Annotated in this window: 12 protein-coding genes; 5 read left to right on the forward strand and 7 right to left on the reverse strand. The window is 49.4% G+C overall.

Annotation, left to right across the window (positions count from 1 at the left end; genetic code table 11):
• Positions 1–13 precede the first annotated feature (13 nt).
• Both ACM9J1_RS09190 and ACM9J1_RS09195 read left to right on the forward strand, forming a co-directional pair.
• On the forward strand, positions 14–913 hold the full coding sequence (locus ACM9J1_RS09190) for a lytic transglycosylase domain-containing protein (protein WP_415581736.1): 900 nt from the start codon (positions 14–16) through the stop codon (positions 911–913).
• Position 914: 1 nt separating this feature from the next.
• Positions 915–1,289 (forward strand): sulfite exporter TauE/SafE family protein, encoded by a 375-nt coding sequence (locus ACM9J1_RS09195; RefSeq protein WP_415581737.1) that lies wholly within the window; start codon positions 915–917, stop codon positions 1,287–1,289.
• Here ACM9J1_RS09195 and ACM9J1_RS09200 read toward each other — a convergent pair whose 3' ends face one another.
• Positions 1,290–2,024 (reverse strand): TlpA family protein disulfide reductase, encoded by a 735-nt coding sequence (locus tag ACM9J1_RS09200; protein WP_415581738.1) that lies wholly within the window; start codon positions 2,022–2,024, stop codon positions 1,290–1,292.
• A 150-nt stretch (positions 2,025–2,174) separates the two neighbouring features.
• Positions 2,175–2,690, reverse strand: a complete 516-nt coding sequence (locus ACM9J1_RS09205) for a DUF2892 domain-containing protein (protein WP_415581739.1) — start codon at positions 2,688–2,690, stop codon at positions 2,175–2,177.
• Between the two features lie 721 nt (positions 2,691–3,411).
• On the opposite strand from ACM9J1_RS09205, the gene rpmH reads away from it, so the two are divergent.
• From rpmH to ACM9J1_RS09220, 3 genes are all read left to right on the forward strand, one after another.
• The gene (rpmH, locus tag ACM9J1_RS09210) at positions 3,412–3,573 is read left to right on the forward strand and encodes a 50S ribosomal protein L34 (RefSeq protein WP_026979292.1); all 162 of its coding nucleotides are present in this window, start codon (positions 3,412–3,414) and stop codon (positions 3,571–3,573) included.
• Positions 3,574–3,857: 284 nt separating this feature from the next.
• Positions 3,858–6,710, forward strand: coding sequence for a carbamoyl-phosphate synthase large subunit (carB, locus tag ACM9J1_RS09215; protein WP_415581740.1), 2,853 nt, complete (start codon positions 3,858–3,860; stop codon positions 6,708–6,710).
• Between the two features lie 66 nt (positions 6,711–6,776).
• On the forward strand, positions 6,777–6,995 hold the full coding sequence (locus tag ACM9J1_RS09220; protein WP_415581741.1) for a hypothetical protein: 219 nt from the start codon (positions 6,777–6,779) through the stop codon (positions 6,993–6,995).
• Positions 6,996–7,152: 157 nt separating this feature from the next.
• Here ACM9J1_RS09220 and ACM9J1_RS09225 read toward each other — a convergent pair whose 3' ends face one another.
• The 5 genes from ACM9J1_RS09225 to ACM9J1_RS09245 all read right to left on the reverse strand — a co-directional run bounded on the left by ACM9J1_RS09225 (position 7,153) and on the right by ACM9J1_RS09245 (position 14,950).
• A complete protein-coding gene (locus ACM9J1_RS09225; protein ID WP_415581742.1) occupies positions 7,153–7,572 on the reverse strand; it encodes an SRPBCC domain-containing protein in 420 nt (139 codons plus the stop codon).
• 9 nt (positions 7,573–7,581) lie between these two features.
• Positions 7,582–8,010 (reverse strand): hypothetical protein, encoded by a 429-nt coding sequence (locus tag ACM9J1_RS09230; protein ID WP_415581743.1) that lies wholly within the window; start codon positions 8,008–8,010, stop codon positions 7,582–7,584.
• Positions 8,011–8,131: 121 nt separating this feature from the next.
• On the reverse strand, positions 8,132–11,338 hold the full coding sequence (locus ACM9J1_RS09235; RefSeq protein WP_415581744.1) for a DUF7619 domain-containing protein: 3,207 nt from the start codon (positions 11,336–11,338) through the stop codon (positions 8,132–8,134).
• Positions 11,339–11,356: 18 nt separating this feature from the next.
• Complete coding sequence (locus ACM9J1_RS09240; protein WP_415581745.1) at positions 11,357–14,161, reverse strand: DUF7619 domain-containing protein; 2,805 nt, start codon at positions 14,159–14,161, stop codon at positions 11,357–11,359.
• A gap of 27 nt (positions 14,162–14,188) precedes the next feature.
• On the reverse strand, positions 14,189–14,950 hold the full coding sequence (locus ACM9J1_RS09245; RefSeq protein WP_415581746.1) for a LytR/AlgR family response regulator transcription factor: 762 nt from the start codon (positions 14,948–14,950) through the stop codon (positions 14,189–14,191).
• Between the last annotated feature and the right edge of the window lies 1 nt (position 14,951).

The raw sequence follows: 14,951 nt of genomic DNA on the forward strand, positions 1-14,951 counted from the left end.
AAAACAACTAACGATGAAAGCGATTAGAACCACAGGACTGGGCGTTCTCCTCTTATTGGTCAGCGGATTGTTGATCAACGCCGTGCCCAAAACCCCGGCAAAAGAAGTTGTCGTAAAAAGCGACGGCATCAAACGGTACATTCCCGCCACTGCCGAATTCGCTGGCGAGCCCGCACCGCTAAACGTGGCCGATGTCCGCGAACGATTCGAGCGAGAGCTCATCGTCAATGCGAATCTAGATGCCACGACGCTGCTCATCATCAAACGTGCGAACCGTTCGTTCCCGATTATCGAGCCGATTCTCGCCAAATACGGCGTACCGGATGATTTTAAATACCTCGCCGTTGCCGAAAGCGGCTTGCTCAACGCCGTGTCGCCCGCGGGAGCGAGAGGTTTCTGGCAGTTCATGGAAGGCGCCGGCCGCGAAAATGGCTTGGAGATCAACGGAGAAGTCGATGAGCGTTACCATTTGGAGAAATCAACCGAAGCGGCTTGCCGGTACTTGCTTGCGGCCAAACAACGTTTTGGTTCCTGGACAATGGCCGCGGCGTCTTACAACGGCGGGCTGGCCGGCGTCGGGAAACAAGTCGGCATCCAGAAAGTGAGCAATTACTATGATTTGCTCCTGACGGACGAAACCTCGCGTTATGTTTTCCGCATCCTGGCGCTCAAGGAAATCATGAAAAACCCGGCGTTGTACGGCTTTACCTTATCGCCCGAAGAACTATACGAAAACCTGCCGGTGCGTAAAGTCGAAGTCGATTCGACCGTGACCGATTTGGCCGATTTTGCGATGCAGCAAGGCATCAATTATAAAATCCTGAAAATCCACAACCCGTGGTTGCGCGACAAGAAGTTGGGCAACGCGGCCAAGAAGAAGTACACCATAGACATTCCGTTGCGCGGATATTAGCATGAAGCCCATGGATGTAAACACCGTATTGATTTTGGTGGCCATCGGCGTGGCGGCTGGTCTGTTGAGCGGGCTTATCGGCATCGGCGGCGGCATCATTATCGTTCCGATGCTTTTGTATATGGGTTTGACCCAGCAAGAAGCGCAAGGCACAAGTCTCGCTGTTTTGTTGCCGCCAGTGGCATTTCTTGCGGTGATCAATTACCATAAGGCCGGCGCCATAGACTGGCGGTACGCGGCCATTATTGCGGTCTTTTTTATTGTCGGGAGTTATTTTGGGAGTAAGATTGCACTGAACATCGACCAGAAAACGCTCAAGAAAATCTTCGGCGTGGTGCTGTTGCTGATAGCAGGGAGAATGCTCTTCGGGAAGTAATCAGTCGGTGTCGGGTGCTGCGGCCAGTTGTTCGTGTACGAGGTCTTTTTTCACCATAAATTCCGTAAGCCTTTCGTTGAACAAGTTGTAGTTCTGCGTGAACGACTCGCGGTAGGGCGTACGCGGTGCTACCTTGATACCGCCGCGTTTGATATCGACCACTTCCAGGTTGCTGTTCAGGAAATACGATGTCGGAAAGCCAAGCGTATGTTTTAGCGTAGCGACAATCTTCGCATCGTTCCGGTAAGATTCATTGGCATAACAAACCTCGATGCTGCCGCTGAATTTCCGTCCGAATTTCTTCGCTTCCGATTTCTTGTCCCAGAACAAAACAATGAATTTTACTTCTTTGGCGTATTTGCGCGAGAGTTTGTTGAGCGCGGCAATCTCGCCCCGATCCATGACACACCACGAAGCGTACGTAATGATGAAAACCGGCTTTTTGAGTTTGCTCAACTTGATTTTTCCGCTGTTGACGCTTTTCAGTGAAAAATCATTGAACCGCGACCCGACCAGATAGTTCTGCACCAAAGAATCAAACAGCGCTTGTCCTTTGGCGATGTCGCCTTTTTCAAAAACAATGTCGCTTTGTGTGTTGTATTTTTTGAGATGTGCCTTGATGGCGTCAGAAAACGAAACGGTCTGATCGGCCCAATCGTCTTGCTGGCTCGACTTTTTTTGGCTGCGTGCCGTCGTGAAGAAAATAAGCAATAGTCCGAGTAATATTAATCGCATAATATGGGGAATTAAGGATTACACTCAGCGCAAACTTACATAAAAAATTATTTGATTGTCAATATTTTATAATTATTTCTATGTTATCAAGCAACAAAAAAGGCCATTCGTTACAGAATAGCCTTTCATTTTATTAAATCGTCTCAGATTTTACATTTTCTTCAATTGGTCTTTCAGCATCTTGATCTGGTCTTTGATCATGTTGTGTTTGTCCAACTTGCTGGCTTCATTGATGAGGTTTGTCGCTTCCAGTTTACGTCTTCTGGCCATGGCTGCCTGCGCCAATCCCAATTTGGCCACCGCCATGTCCATATCCATATTCAAGCCCAAAGCCACGGCTTTCTTAAAGTGTTTCTCGGCGTCGAACAGATTGCTTTGCATGGTCATCATGCCGTGCAGGTAATAAAAGTAACCTTGCTGTTTTTTGATGAGCGCAGTTTCAGGATTCGAAATCTTGGCCAGCCATTTTTGCGCGCCGGGAAAATCCTGTTTGCGCAGCCGCAGGAACGCCAGCAAAATGAATTCGTTCTTGAAATACAATACAATCGGAAGAATCGTCAACAGGAGCAGAAAAATGCCGTTCCCGATTTCGCCCTCGGTAAACTCGTAGATCGCAAACGCAAAAAGCGCTACAGCGAGGATCAGTTTTATGTTTTTATTGAACATTGTCGTGTGGATTTGCGGTGGCAAAGGTATTTCTTTTATTCTTTTAACTCAAAAGGGTTCGCGTTTTTTCGTTACTATTGTTTGCATGCCGCCTGTCGGCGCGACTTACTTTGCGTCGCGGCAAAGTAACAAAACGCGGCGGCCCATGAAAATTGCTAAAAAACTGGCTGCCTTCGCTAAACTGCGGAGAACTCGCTATCGCTCAGACAGCCCGCAGTTTTTAACGCTCACTTGCTCAGTTTTTCTCTACGCTATTTTCACGTAGGCCGCACTAAGTGGAATTGGTTTTTATTCGGGCTTGCTGGCGCAGCGCCCGAAAAGAGAACATTTCTAAATTAACTTTCGGTTAGACAAACTACTATTGGTTCCAGAAAGGTCTCGGCTAGGTTCTTCGGCCTATTTTAGTTTTCGTAGATTTCCCGGTTGACGTTGCGCTTGAAAGACGATGTGCAATGTTACTTGCAAGCAGCCAGACGCAAAAGACGAGGAGGAACGACGAGCGGCTCGGCTGGCGTACGGCGCAAGGAAACCGTGGAAACCAAGGAAACTAAAATCAGCCTTGAATTTTTGGTTCTTTTGTTTCAAGACAAAAGAACATGTATTTTTTTTCAAAACCATTTGCCAAAACAAAATAACTTCCTATATTTGCACCCGGTTTACGAGAAAACCAATTCTCAAAAATCCCCAACAAAAGATTCAAAGATTTTAAAGATACACAGCAATGAGCAAGAGAACGTTTCAACCATCAAAAAGAAAAAGAAGAAACAAGCACGGTTTTATGGAAAGAATGGCTTCTGCAAATGGTAGGAAAGTACTCGCTCGCAGAAGGGCAAAAGGCCGTCACAAGTTGACTGTCTCTTCTGAGCCAAGACATAAGAAATAATTGCTTTGAAAAGCAAAGAGGCGTTACCTGGTAGCGCCTTTTTTTATACCTTGTTCTTTCGTTTACTGATTTATTTTGAAGCTAATCCGGCTGTTTGCTCATAGCTTTTTCAAAATCCGCTGTTTTTTTCGCTTTCTTCCGGCTTCCGTTGGTCGCCGTCACAACGCCAAAAAACAAAGCAGTTTTTTTCAAAAGGCTATCCGCGGCCATCCGGGCTAGGAAAATGCAACTATACAACAACACTTATCCAGCCGCTAGCCACTAACCGCTAGCCACTAACTACAATGCCAAAAGACAACTCCATCAAATCCGTCCTCATCATCGGTTCAGGTCCAATCGTCATCGGGCAGGCATGCGAATTTGACTATGCCGGTTCACAGTCGGCACGTTCCATCCGCGAAGAAGGCATCGAGGTCATCCTCATCAATTCCAACCCCGCCACGATCATGACCGATCCGGCCATGGCCGACCGCGTGTACCTGTTGCCGCTTACCACCAAATCCATCGTCAAAATCCTCAAGGAAAACCCGCAAATCGATGCGGTGTTGCCCACTATGGGCGGGCAAACGGCGCTCAACCTGTGTCTGGAAGCCGACGAGAAAGGCATTTGGGAAGATTTCAACGTCCGCATGATCGGGGTCGATATCAACGCCATCAATGTCACCGAAGACCGCGAACAATTCAAGCAGCTGCTCGAGCGCATCGGCGTTCCGGCGGCACCGGCCAAAACAGCCAACTCGTTTTTGAAAGGCAAGGAAATCGCGCAGGAGTTCGGTTTTCCACTCGTCATCCGGCCATCATTCACGCTGGGCGGTACGGGCGCGGCTTTCGTCCATAAAAAAGAAGACTTCGATGAGTTGCTCACGCGCGGCCTCGAAGCTTCGCCCATCCACGAGGTCTTGATCGACAAAGCCTTGTTTGGTTGGAAGGAATACGAACTGGAGTTGCTTCGCGACAAGAATGACAATGTGGTCATCATCTGTTCCATCGAAAACATGGACCCGATGGGCATCCACACCGGCGATTCAATTACCGTGGCTCCGGCCATGACGTTGTCTGACACGACGTTCCAGAAAATGCGCGACATGGCCATTTTGATGATGCGTTCCATCGGGAATTTCGCCGGCGGTTGCAACGTGCAGTTTGCGGTATCGCCAGATGAAAAAGAAGACATCGTCGCCATCGAGATCAACCCGCGCGTGTCGCGTTCATCGGCGCTCGCCTCAAAAGCTACGGGTTATCCCATCGCTAAAATCGCGTCTAAATTGGCGCTTGGTTATACGCTCGACGAACTCCAAAACCAAATCACGAAATCGACATCGGCTTTATTCGAACCCACTTTAGATTACGTCATCGTGAAAATCCCACGCTGGAACTTCGACAAATTCGAAGGTTCAGACCGTACACTCGGCCTGCAGATGAAATCAGTCGGCGAGGTCATGGGCATTGGGCGTTCGTTCCAGGAAGCGTTGCACAAAGCCACGCAATCACTCGAAATCAAGCGTAACGGCATCGGGGCCGACGGCAAAGGCTATAAGAACTACGAACAGATTATCGAGAAACTCACCTATGCCAGTTGGGACCGCGTTTTCGTGATCTACGACGCCATCGCCATGGGTATCCCGCTGTCGCGCATCCATGAAATCACGCGTATTGACATGTGGTTTTTGCGCCAGTATGAAGAACTGTATTTGCTCGAGCGCGAAATCGCCCAATACAAAGTAGATACTTTGCCGCGCGAATTGTTGCTGGAAGCCAAGCAAAAAGGCTACGGCGACCGCCAGATTGCGCACATGATGGGCTGTCTGGAAAGCCAGGTGTACAAACTGCGCCAGGAGATGAACATCAAGCGTGTCTATAAACTCGTGGATACGTGCGCCGCCGAATTCAAAGCGCAAACGCCGTACTATTACTCGACTTTCGAGGCGGAAATTGAAACCGCCGACGGGCAGAAATATGTGTCCAATGAAAGCGTTGTTTCCGACCGTAAGAAAGTAGTTGTTTTGGGCTCTGGCCCGAACCGCATCGGGCAGGGCATCGAGTTCGATTATTCGTGTGTGCACGGCGTATTGGCGGCCAAGGAATGTGGTTATGAAACCATCATGATCAACTGCAACCCGGAAACGGTTTCCACGGATTTCGACACGGCCGACAAACTCTATTTCGAACCGGTGTTCTGGGAACACATCTACGACATCATCCAACATGAAAAACCCGAAGGCGTCATTGTACAATTGGGCGGGCAAACGGCCCTGAAGTTGGCCGAGAAACTCGACCGTTACGGCATCAAAATCCTCGGTACCAGTTTCGATGCGCTTGATTTGGCTGAAGACCGCGGCCGTTTTTCGCAACTTCTGGAAGAACTCAAGATTCCGTTCCCGAGATTTGGTGTGGCCGAGAATGCCGAACAGGCTTCCGCACTGGCCGATGTGCTCGACTTTCCGCTGCTGGTGCGCCCGTCGTATGTATTGGGCGGCCAAGGCATGAAAATCGTCATCAACAAACAGGAATTGGAAGAGCACGTCATCGATTTGCTCAAAAATATCCCGGGCAACAAACTCCTTCTGGACCATTATCTCGACGGCGCCATAGAAGCTGAAGCGGACGCGATCTGCGACGGCGAGAATGTTTACATCATCGGTATCATGGAACACATCGAACCTTGCGGCATCCACTCCGGCGACTCGAACGCCACGTTGCCGCCGTTCAACCTGGGCGAATTCGTGATGCAACAGATCAAAGACCACACAAAGAAAATCGCGCTGGCATTGCGCACGGTTGGGCTCATCAACATCCAGTTTGCCATCAAGGACGATACGGTTTACATCATCGAAGCCAACCCGCGCGCGTCGCGTACGGTGCCTTTCATCGCAAAGGCGTATGGCGAACCGTATGTGAATTACGCCACGAAGATCATGCTGGGCCACAATAAAGTCACCGACTTCACCTATAATCCGCAATTGAAGGGTTACGCCATCAAGCAACCGGTGTTCTCGTTCAGCAAATTCCCGAATGTGAACAAAGCGCTCGGCCCTGAAATGAAATCGACCGGCGAGAGCATTCTGTTCATCGATGACTTAAAGGACGACCAATTCTACGACTTGTATTCGCGCCGCAAGATGTATTTGAGCAAATAATTTTTTTCGGAAATTGTATAAAACGGTTCCGATTGCCTTTTTCTAATTTGGCCAAAAACCAAAATCATGAAAAAAGCAATCGGAATTTTGTTGATTGTCATCGCTTTGGGCGTTGGCTACATCGGCGCAAACAAGCTGGCCGACAGTACGAAGGAAATCAACTTTTTGGGGCTAAAGATTGACGCGTCGAACGAATCAGGCCAGACGCAAGGCATCGTTTATCTCGTGTTGGCGCTGGCTTGTTTAGCAGGCGGCGTGTATGCAGTAGGGAAGGCGAAGGAGTGAAAAGGAATTAACCATTGCTGCGGGTTAGCCGTAATGGGGAAGGTGAAATGGGGCTATTTTTGCCCACAGGGTGGGCACGGGCGTGCCAACAAAAAAAGACCGCGAATTCACGAACGGCAAACCATTCGCGAATTCGCGGCTTCAAATCCACAAGCGTTTAGTTGTTCTCGGTAAAGTCACGGAAGCTTTCCAAAATCGCCTGCCAGCCGCCGCGCTGCAAGTCCTCAGGATTTTGGTCTTCCTTCTCGAACGTCTCGCGGATGTGTGTGAGCCCATTCTCTTCACGGAACGCTATTTCCACCTTTCGACCGTCGGCCATCCGGTAGGCGATGAATTGGTTCGGGATAACATCTGTGTAGATGCCGCCAAAGTCAAAACCCATGCTGCCGTCTTTGGCCTGCATCCGGCTTGAGAATTCACCGCCCACACGCAAATCATTTTGCGCATTAACGGTTTCCCAATCGGGCGATGCGCTACACCATTGGTTGATGCTGTCAGGGTTGTTCCAATGTTTCCAAACTTTTTCGATAGGCGCTTTCACCATCGTTTCTACTGTGATTGCTTTGTTTGTATCCATAATTGTTGTTTAGTTGTCTACCGGGTAATCTTGGTCGTTGCATCGCACCATGCACTTCACGTCATCTTCTCCGATGTACCATTCCACACAAAACCCGTCGGGATCTACTTCGGCCTGGCCTAACAATAGCTGGAAACAGTCGCCGATGGCCTGGGTGTTTTCACGATAATCCTTGATGTAGTAGGTATTGTACGAACCGCCTTTGATGACCATCGACGCCAATCCGAATGACGCGGCATCTTCGTTGCCCAAAATTTCAGCCGCCGCGCGATACACGATGGTACCATTTTCAGGTCTTGACACGCCGAAATAACGCCTTTCTTCCTTTTGTGGGACGGTGTTATACAAGATGTCGAATGCGGCCTCGATACCTTCCGGAAACCGCTGGGCCGTGACGTACATGATTGGAATATTCTCGTCCAAGATAAAACTGTCCATAATCTTTAGTGCCGATTTTTTTCGGCTTCTTCCAAATTTACACATTTCTATTTTTTAGACCAGCCGCCGGTGCGTTAAAAAAGGTCATAAAAAAATCCCGAAGCAACTCGGGATTTTCAGGTTATTTTTTGACAACCTTGCCAATGTATTGCCCTGTGTCGGAGGTGACTTTCAGGAAGTAGATTCCCGAAGCCTGTTGCGAGAGGTCTAAACTTCCCAAACCTGCGTTGACGATCGCCGTCCGCAAAAGCCGCCCACCGACGTCATATACTTCGACGGTTTGTATGGTTGTTGCGCAAGACAGATTCACGATATCGCGCACCGGATTTGGATAGACGATGATGCTTGTGTCGGTTGCTACGTCCGGGTTAGACAACAATTGGAAGGACGTTCTGGCCACATCGGTCAGGATCGGGGCATTGTAATCAAAATAGATGTCGGCCTTGTTTTCTACTTCGTCACCAACGGTAAGTGTTTCCAACGTCTTGATCTTGAACAGCACATTACCGTGGCCGCCTACCGGTGGATCGCCGGCCGCGGGTGCCAAATTGATATTTTCAAAGTAGAATTCCACCACATTGTCTTTGATGCTGGCACGCATCGGATGCGATGATTGCAATACCTGCAGGGTCGAGATGTCAAATTTACTCGTATCGATGATGTCCTTCACGACGACATTGATCGCTTCGCCCGTACCCAGGTTTTCAAATTCGATATTGTAATGCAGGTACTGCCCGATGCGCTCCGGCGAAACCACATCGCCTTCGAGACAAGTCTTGGCGTTCGGGTCAAATGAGTTCACCACGGTTTGTTTCAGTCCAAAAACATTGTCCTGCGGCGTGTCGTCGCCGGATGCAAAGTTGATGCTCGCCGTGAAGTCCAGCACATCGCCCGAATCAACCGCCGGGGTTTCCAATGGCGTATTCACGTTCAGGGTAAAGTAGATCGTGCGCGTTTCAAACGGATGCAAGTCGGCAAAATTCCACAGCAACGCACTCGTACTTATGTTATCGGCGGTCGGCGTCGCAGATACGAAATCGGTAAGGTCAGCGTCGAAAACCACATTCACCGTCCCGGACAACGTTTGGTTGCCCTTGTTTTTGTACACGACCATGTAGTCTGCATCAAAACCAGGCCGCGCCACGCCGAAAGGCATGATTACGATTTCCAGATCCGGATGCGCGCCATTGGCCGTCAAACAAAAATCCTGGGTTTGTACGGAATTGTCCAGCACCGGAAAATTAAAACTGGCAGTCGTCGGCGACAAATTAAAGTATGACGGGTTTTCGAGGCTTGCGTTCAGCGTATAATCGCCCACCAAAGTATAAAGCGTGTATTCTCCTAACACATTGGCGAACGTGCCGCTCTGTTCCGGACCGGTGAGGTTGAAGCGCACGTCGTATCCGGGCACGTCAACTGCGTTGCAACCATCATTGTTTTCGTCGAATCGGATCATGCCCGTGATTTTGTTGACATCGCCACCGGGCGTAAAAGAACAATAGGAACTTACCACCGTAGCAGGGTTGTTCGTGATGGCGGCAATCTGAAGGTCGCCGATCTGGACTTCATCGCCGCAGATATAGAGCAGGTCCGGATTGTCATAGAAAGCCACGCTCTCATACGCGCCATTTTTCACGAAAAGGGTTTGCAATTGGTTGTTGCCACAGTCGATGCTCAGCACCAGATCCGTACAAGTGCTCGCATCCAACGTCGTCAGGAGATTTCCAGCACAATCAAGCTGTACCAATTTGGTCAGTCCGTTCAAGTCCAACACAGGAATCTGGTTGTTGCGGCAAAACAATCTCTCGAGATTCACCAAACCAGTCGTGTTGAGCACAGGGATGGAATTGTTGTCGCAATGGAGTTCGCGCAGTGTGGTCATGCCTGAAATGTCCAAGGCCGTCAGTGCGTTTTGGCTACACCAGAGCAATTGCAAGGCGTTCAGCCCGGTCAAGTCGAGTGCTGTCAATTGGTTGTTCGGGCAATACAAATACTCCAAGTTGGTCACCGGCGCCAAATCGAGCGTATTGAGTATGTTATTCGAACACTGCAATTGTGTCAGCAGCGGCAGGTCAGACAAATCCAGCGTGGTCAATTGGTTGTCATCGCACCAAAGAATCTGTAAATTAGGAAGGTTGCTCAAGTTGAGGCTGGTCAAGTCGTTGAGATGGCAGAAAAGACGCTGCAGATTAGGCATACCCGCGACCGTAAGCGAGGCCAAGGCGTTTTGTTCGCAAAACAGATATTCCAGCGACGGCAAATTGGTGAAATCAGCGGATGTCAAGAGGTTTTTGCCGCAGTTCAATTGCGTGAGTGCGGGCAAGTTGCTTAAATTGAGCGTGGTCAATTGGTTTTCCATTAGGCTGATCGATTTCAGATTCGGCAACCCGTCAATGGTCAATGACGGCAGTTCGTTTTGATCGATGCTGAAAAATTCCAAAGCGGTCAATCCCGTCACATTGATTGCCGAAAAGTTGTTCACGTTGCAGTCCAGTGTTTTCAAACTGGTCAGGCCAGTGGTGTTGAGCGTTGTCAGCGTATTGTTGTTCACACGCAGTTCAACAAGATTGGTCAGGTTGCCGACGTTGAGCGACGTGAGCTGATTCTGCGAACAATTGATGCTGTTGAAATTGAGCATCGCACCCGAAAAAGTCAATGACGTCAAGGCATTGCCGTAACAAGACAGCAATTCCATATTCAATAAATTGTTGATGGCCAATGATGTGAGTTGGTTGCCGGAGCAGTCCAGAGATTTCAGATTGGCCAACCCGCTCAAATTCAGTGTGGTCATCTGGTTGTTCGGAAAACTGTAATTCTCCAAGGTCGAAATGCCGCTTACATTGATGGACGTCAACTGGTTGTTCCCGACGCTCACCCCGCGCAGGCTGGACAAACCTTGTCCGTTCAGCGCCAATGAGGTCAATTGGTTGTTACTCAGTTCGATGCTTTCCAGATTGACTAGGCTTGCCACGTTGATTGACGTAATCTGGTTGTGGTCGGCCACCAGTACTTTTAAGGCTGGCATCCCGCTCACGTCGATGGTGGTGAGCAGGTTGTTTCCGCAAAACAGCAACTCCAGTCCAGTAAACGATTGGATTCCGGTCAAATCAGCGATGCTTGCGCCTTGTACATCTAGAAAGACAATGGCCGCCGCTTCGGACACTTGTATTTCGCCATCGGCATTGGCGTCGATGGTTGCGCCCTGTGCGATGTTATTGGTGGCATTTGCCGAAAGCAAAACCGTTTTGAAATTGGCGTCTGGGATCGTTACGATTTGCGCCGACATCAAGCCCGAAGCCAGCAGCAATATGGATAATAGTTTTTTCATGTCGTTTTTGTGTTTGTGTTAGTCTTTGATGACTTTAGTGACTATGGTACCGGCTTCGCTGCGTATCCTGAAGAAATAAGTGCCCGATGCCCGGTTTGAAAGGTCAATGACCGCCTGGCTGCTGTTTGGTGACGAAATTTGCAGGATGCGGCCTTGGATGTCAAATATTTCCACGGAATGGACAGCATTCCCGCAGCTGATGTTTACCTGATCCTGCGCAGGATTCGGATAGACACTGATGCTGGGATCAACCGGTACGGCAGGATTGCCCAACAATTGGAATGTCGTGAGTGCCATATTGGTAGCCACCGGAAAGTTGTAATCGAAATAGATGTCAGATTTCTTCCCCACAACATCGCCTGTCGTCAGTTGGCCGTTCGATTTGATTTTGAACAAGACGTTGCCGTGTCCGCCCACTGGTGGATCGCCGGCGGCCGGCGCGAGGTTGATGTCCTGGAAAATGAATTCGACCGTACTGTTCGATACTCGGATGTAACTCTCAGCAGACGTGTTGAGGACTTGTAAAGAACTGATGTCAAATTGGCTCTCGTCGATGTCAATCCTTGCCACCACGTTCGCCGCTTCGGCCGAACCCAGGTTTTCGAAATTCAGGATGTAGTGCAAATAGTTTCCGATTTGGGCCGGCGAGACCACTTCGCCTTCCAGGCAGGTAATGTCGTTCGGGTCAAAAGAATTGACAACGGTTTGTTGCAGGACAAGTTGGTTGTCGCCCGGATGTTCATCACCGGCAATCGGGTTGGCCGTAGCGGTGAAGGTCAGGATGTCACCGGCATTAACCGCTGGCGTTTGGGTTGGTGTGTTCACATTGAGCGAAACATACACAGACCGGTTTTCAAACGGCGCAAGATTCACGTAGTTCCAATTCAACGATCCGGTAGCTTGCGAGCTTGTAGCCGGCGTTGCGGAACTGAATTCCAGCACGTCGTCATCAAAAGTAAGGTTGAAATTGCCTGATAGTGTCTGATTTCCTTTGTTCTTGAGGACAATCTGATAGACGGCAACGAATCCTGGCCGTGCCGGCACGATAGGCGCCACGGCGATTTCTACGTCGGGATGGATGCCGTTGGCCGTCAGGCAGAAATCCTGTGTCGCCACGTTGTTGTTGTCGTCGGCAAAAGAAACGGCAGCCGTTGCGGGCGATAGGTTAAAAAATGCAGCGTTCTCAAAATCGGCCCACACGTCAAAACTGCCGGCGCCGGTGTAAAAGTGGTAATTTCCGGTATTTGAGGAAAACGTGCTGCCCGTTTCGGTACCATCATTAATAGACAGCTTAATGTCTGGACGCGGTGTGTCGCCGCTGTCGCAGCCATTATTGTTGCCGTCGAACAGAATTCTTCCGGTGATGGTGTTGTAATCGCCGCCTGGAACGAATGAACAATACGAATTGCAATTGACGGGGTCGGGCGTGTCTTCGGGAAGAATATTGGCTAACGTCTGGGCGACGTATTGCTCATCCTGGCAAATGAAGATTTCGTGGCCGAAGTTCGAGACCAGGTTGAAATTTTCGGCGATACCATTTTTTAAATTGATATAAGTCAACACCGGGTTGTCTGCAATCCACAAAAACGCGTTCGGCAATTCAAGTGTCGACAGGTCCAGTTCGGTCATCACCGGATTTTCTGTTACAATGAGTTGTCCCAGGGCAGGATGTCCGTTCAAGTCAATGGTCGGCAAAGTCGTCTTCCAAAGGCGCAGCTCAGTCAATGCGGGGCAATTGTCCATGAGCAGCGAATCCAAGGCAAAATTATCGACGATCAAGTACAACAAATTCGGGTGGTTTGACACATCAAGGCCAGACATTGTGGTATTGGGCGTAGCTGAAGAAAAAGATACACTCAATAATTGCGGCGTGTTTTCCAGATTTACGGATTCCAATATTGGCCCTGCCATCCCGAGCGTGACGAGCGATGTGCAGCCGGAAAGATCCAGATTCACGACATTCGATTGAAAGTCTGGCGAATCCAGTGCGGTACAGCCTTGCAGATTGACGTTGATCGGTAGGTTGCCGCGCAGGTCCAGATCTACGAGCACCGTATAATTGGATAAATCCAATGAGGGCTGGTCGGTGTAGAACCAAGCCGTTTGCAGCGTATTCGGCGCATTGAGGATAATACTCGACGTCGTAACCGATAAGGCATTCAAAGTCTGCAAAGCAACGGCATCCGTAAGGTCCAGTGCAGTGATTTGATTGCCGTTGCAATGTAAAGAACTCAGGGCGCTGCAGCCTGCCAAGGTCAATTGGGTCAATGCACAGGAATTCACGTCGACAGTGGCGAGCGCGCTGCAACCGGTGAGGTTTACCGTCGCCAGTAAAGGATTGCTCGGTGCGTATACATCGTTGAGTGCCGTGCATCCTGAAAAGTCCAAAGCAGCCAGCGAGGCGTTGTTTAACGTACAATATACCTTTTCGAGTGCCGTCATGCCCGTACCGTCGATGGAAACCAATGCACCGGTATTTCGGACATCCAGTTCTTTAATTGTCGGCATCGTCAACGAAAGATTTGTGATTGCCGGATTCCAAATCCAGAGGATTTGCAGGTTCGCAAAATCTTCAAGGCCACCAACGCTCGTGATGGCATTGTCTGTAATGAAAAGTTTCTTGACCAGGTTGGCTTCAAATTGGTCGATTTCACCGTTGCTGTTCACGTCGATTTTCATTTGTTGATCGGCAAAATTGAGCGCCACGGCATTGTTGACATCAGACAGCAGCAAGTTGCTTTTTAACGCGGGGTCGGTAAACGTCAGGATTTGCGCATTTACCATCCCGGCAAAAAACAATAGGAGCAGCGTAATTTTCTTCATGATATGGTGGTGTTTTTTCATTCTGGTTTAGAGTGCTTTGATGAGTTCTTGCAATCGTTCCTTCTTGCTCTGCGCAATCGGGATGTTCGTGTTGTCGGCCATAATCACGTATCCGCCGTCGTTCTTGATGTATGATTTCAGATAGGCCAAATTGATGAGGTGCGACTGGTGGATGCGCTCGAATCCGTGTTCGGTCAGCAATTCCTCGTATTCCTTGAGTGTCCGGGAAATCAACACCGGTTTGTGGTTCTTGATGTAAAACTGCGTGTAATTGACTTTCGCTTCGCACCTGATGATGTCCGCCACGTCAAACAAATGGATGCCGTCCGACGTCGAGAGCGCAATCCGTTTGAAATTATCAACCTTTTTGCGAATGTTTTCCAACAACAAATCAATGTGTTCAAACGAGTTCGTTTGGCCTACGGCATCCTTAATTTTCGCCATCGTACGCTGCAATTCCTCCGGATCGACGGGTTTCAAGATGAAATCAAGCGCGCTAAACTTAAACGCTTTTACCGCATACTGTTCGTGCGCCGTGATGAACACGATGTGCGATTTGATCTTGCCATCCTTGTTGGCCAATTTTTCAAGGATGTCGAAGCCGGTGCCGTCGTTGAGATGGATGTCGAGGAAAATTACCTGCGGCCGCAGTTTCTCGATCACCGCAATTCCGGTCTTGACACTTTCGGCCTCGCCAATGATTTCAATGTCGTTGGTGTACCGGTCCAGGAGCGCTTTCAGGCCGGTGCGCAAATGTTGGTCGTCGTCTATTAAAATGGCTGATATCATC

Origin of the sequence: Flavobacterium longum (assembly GCF_965137575.1) — a bacterium.
Taxonomy (GTDB): Bacteria; Bacteroidota; Bacteroidia; order Flavobacteriales; family Flavobacteriaceae; genus Flavobacterium; species Flavobacterium longum.

Excerpts from the sequence above, each read along its gene's own strand:
- ACM9J1_RS09220 (WP_415581741.1), top strand. The coding sequence starts at position 6,777 with ATGAAAAAAGCAATCGGAATTTTGTTGATTGTCATCGCTTTGGGCGTT.
- ACM9J1_RS09245 (WP_415581746.1), bottom strand. The coding sequence starts at position 14,950 with ATGATATCAGCCATTTTAATAGACGACGACCAACATTTGCGCACCGGC.
- rpmH (WP_026979292.1), top strand. The coding sequence starts at position 3,412 with ATGAGCAAGAGAACGTTTCAACCATCAAAAAGAAAAAGAAGAAACAAG.
- ACM9J1_RS09240 (WP_415581745.1), bottom strand. The coding sequence starts at position 14,161 with ATGAAGAAAATTACGCTGCTCCTATTGTTTTTTGCCGGGATGGTAAAT.
- ACM9J1_RS09200 (WP_415581738.1), bottom strand. The coding sequence starts at position 2,024 with ATGCGATTAATATTACTCGGACTATTGCTTATTTTCTTCACGACGGCA.
- ACM9J1_RS09230 (WP_415581743.1), bottom strand. The coding sequence starts at position 8,010 with ATGGACAGTTTTATCTTGGACGAGAATATTCCAATCATGTACGTCACG.
- ACM9J1_RS09195 (WP_415581737.1), top strand. The coding sequence starts at position 915 with ATGAAGCCCATGGATGTAAACACCGTATTGATTTTGGTGGCCATCGGC.
- carB (WP_415581740.1), top strand. The coding sequence starts at position 3,858 with ATGCCAAAAGACAACTCCATCAAATCCGTCCTCATCATCGGTTCAGGT.
- ACM9J1_RS09190 (WP_415581736.1), top strand. The coding sequence starts at position 14 with ATGAAAGCGATTAGAACCACAGGACTGGGCGTTCTCCTCTTATTGGTC.
- ACM9J1_RS09225 (WP_415581742.1), bottom strand. The coding sequence starts at position 7,572 with ATGGATACAAACAAAGCAATCACAGTAGAAACGATGGTGAAAGCGCCT.
- ACM9J1_RS09205 (WP_415581739.1), bottom strand. The coding sequence starts at position 2,690 with ATGTTCAATAAAAACATAAAACTGATCCTCGCTGTAGCGCTTTTTGCG.
- ACM9J1_RS09235 (WP_415581744.1), bottom strand. The coding sequence starts at position 11,338 with ATGAAAAAACTATTATCCATATTGCTGCTGGCTTCGGGCTTGATGTCG.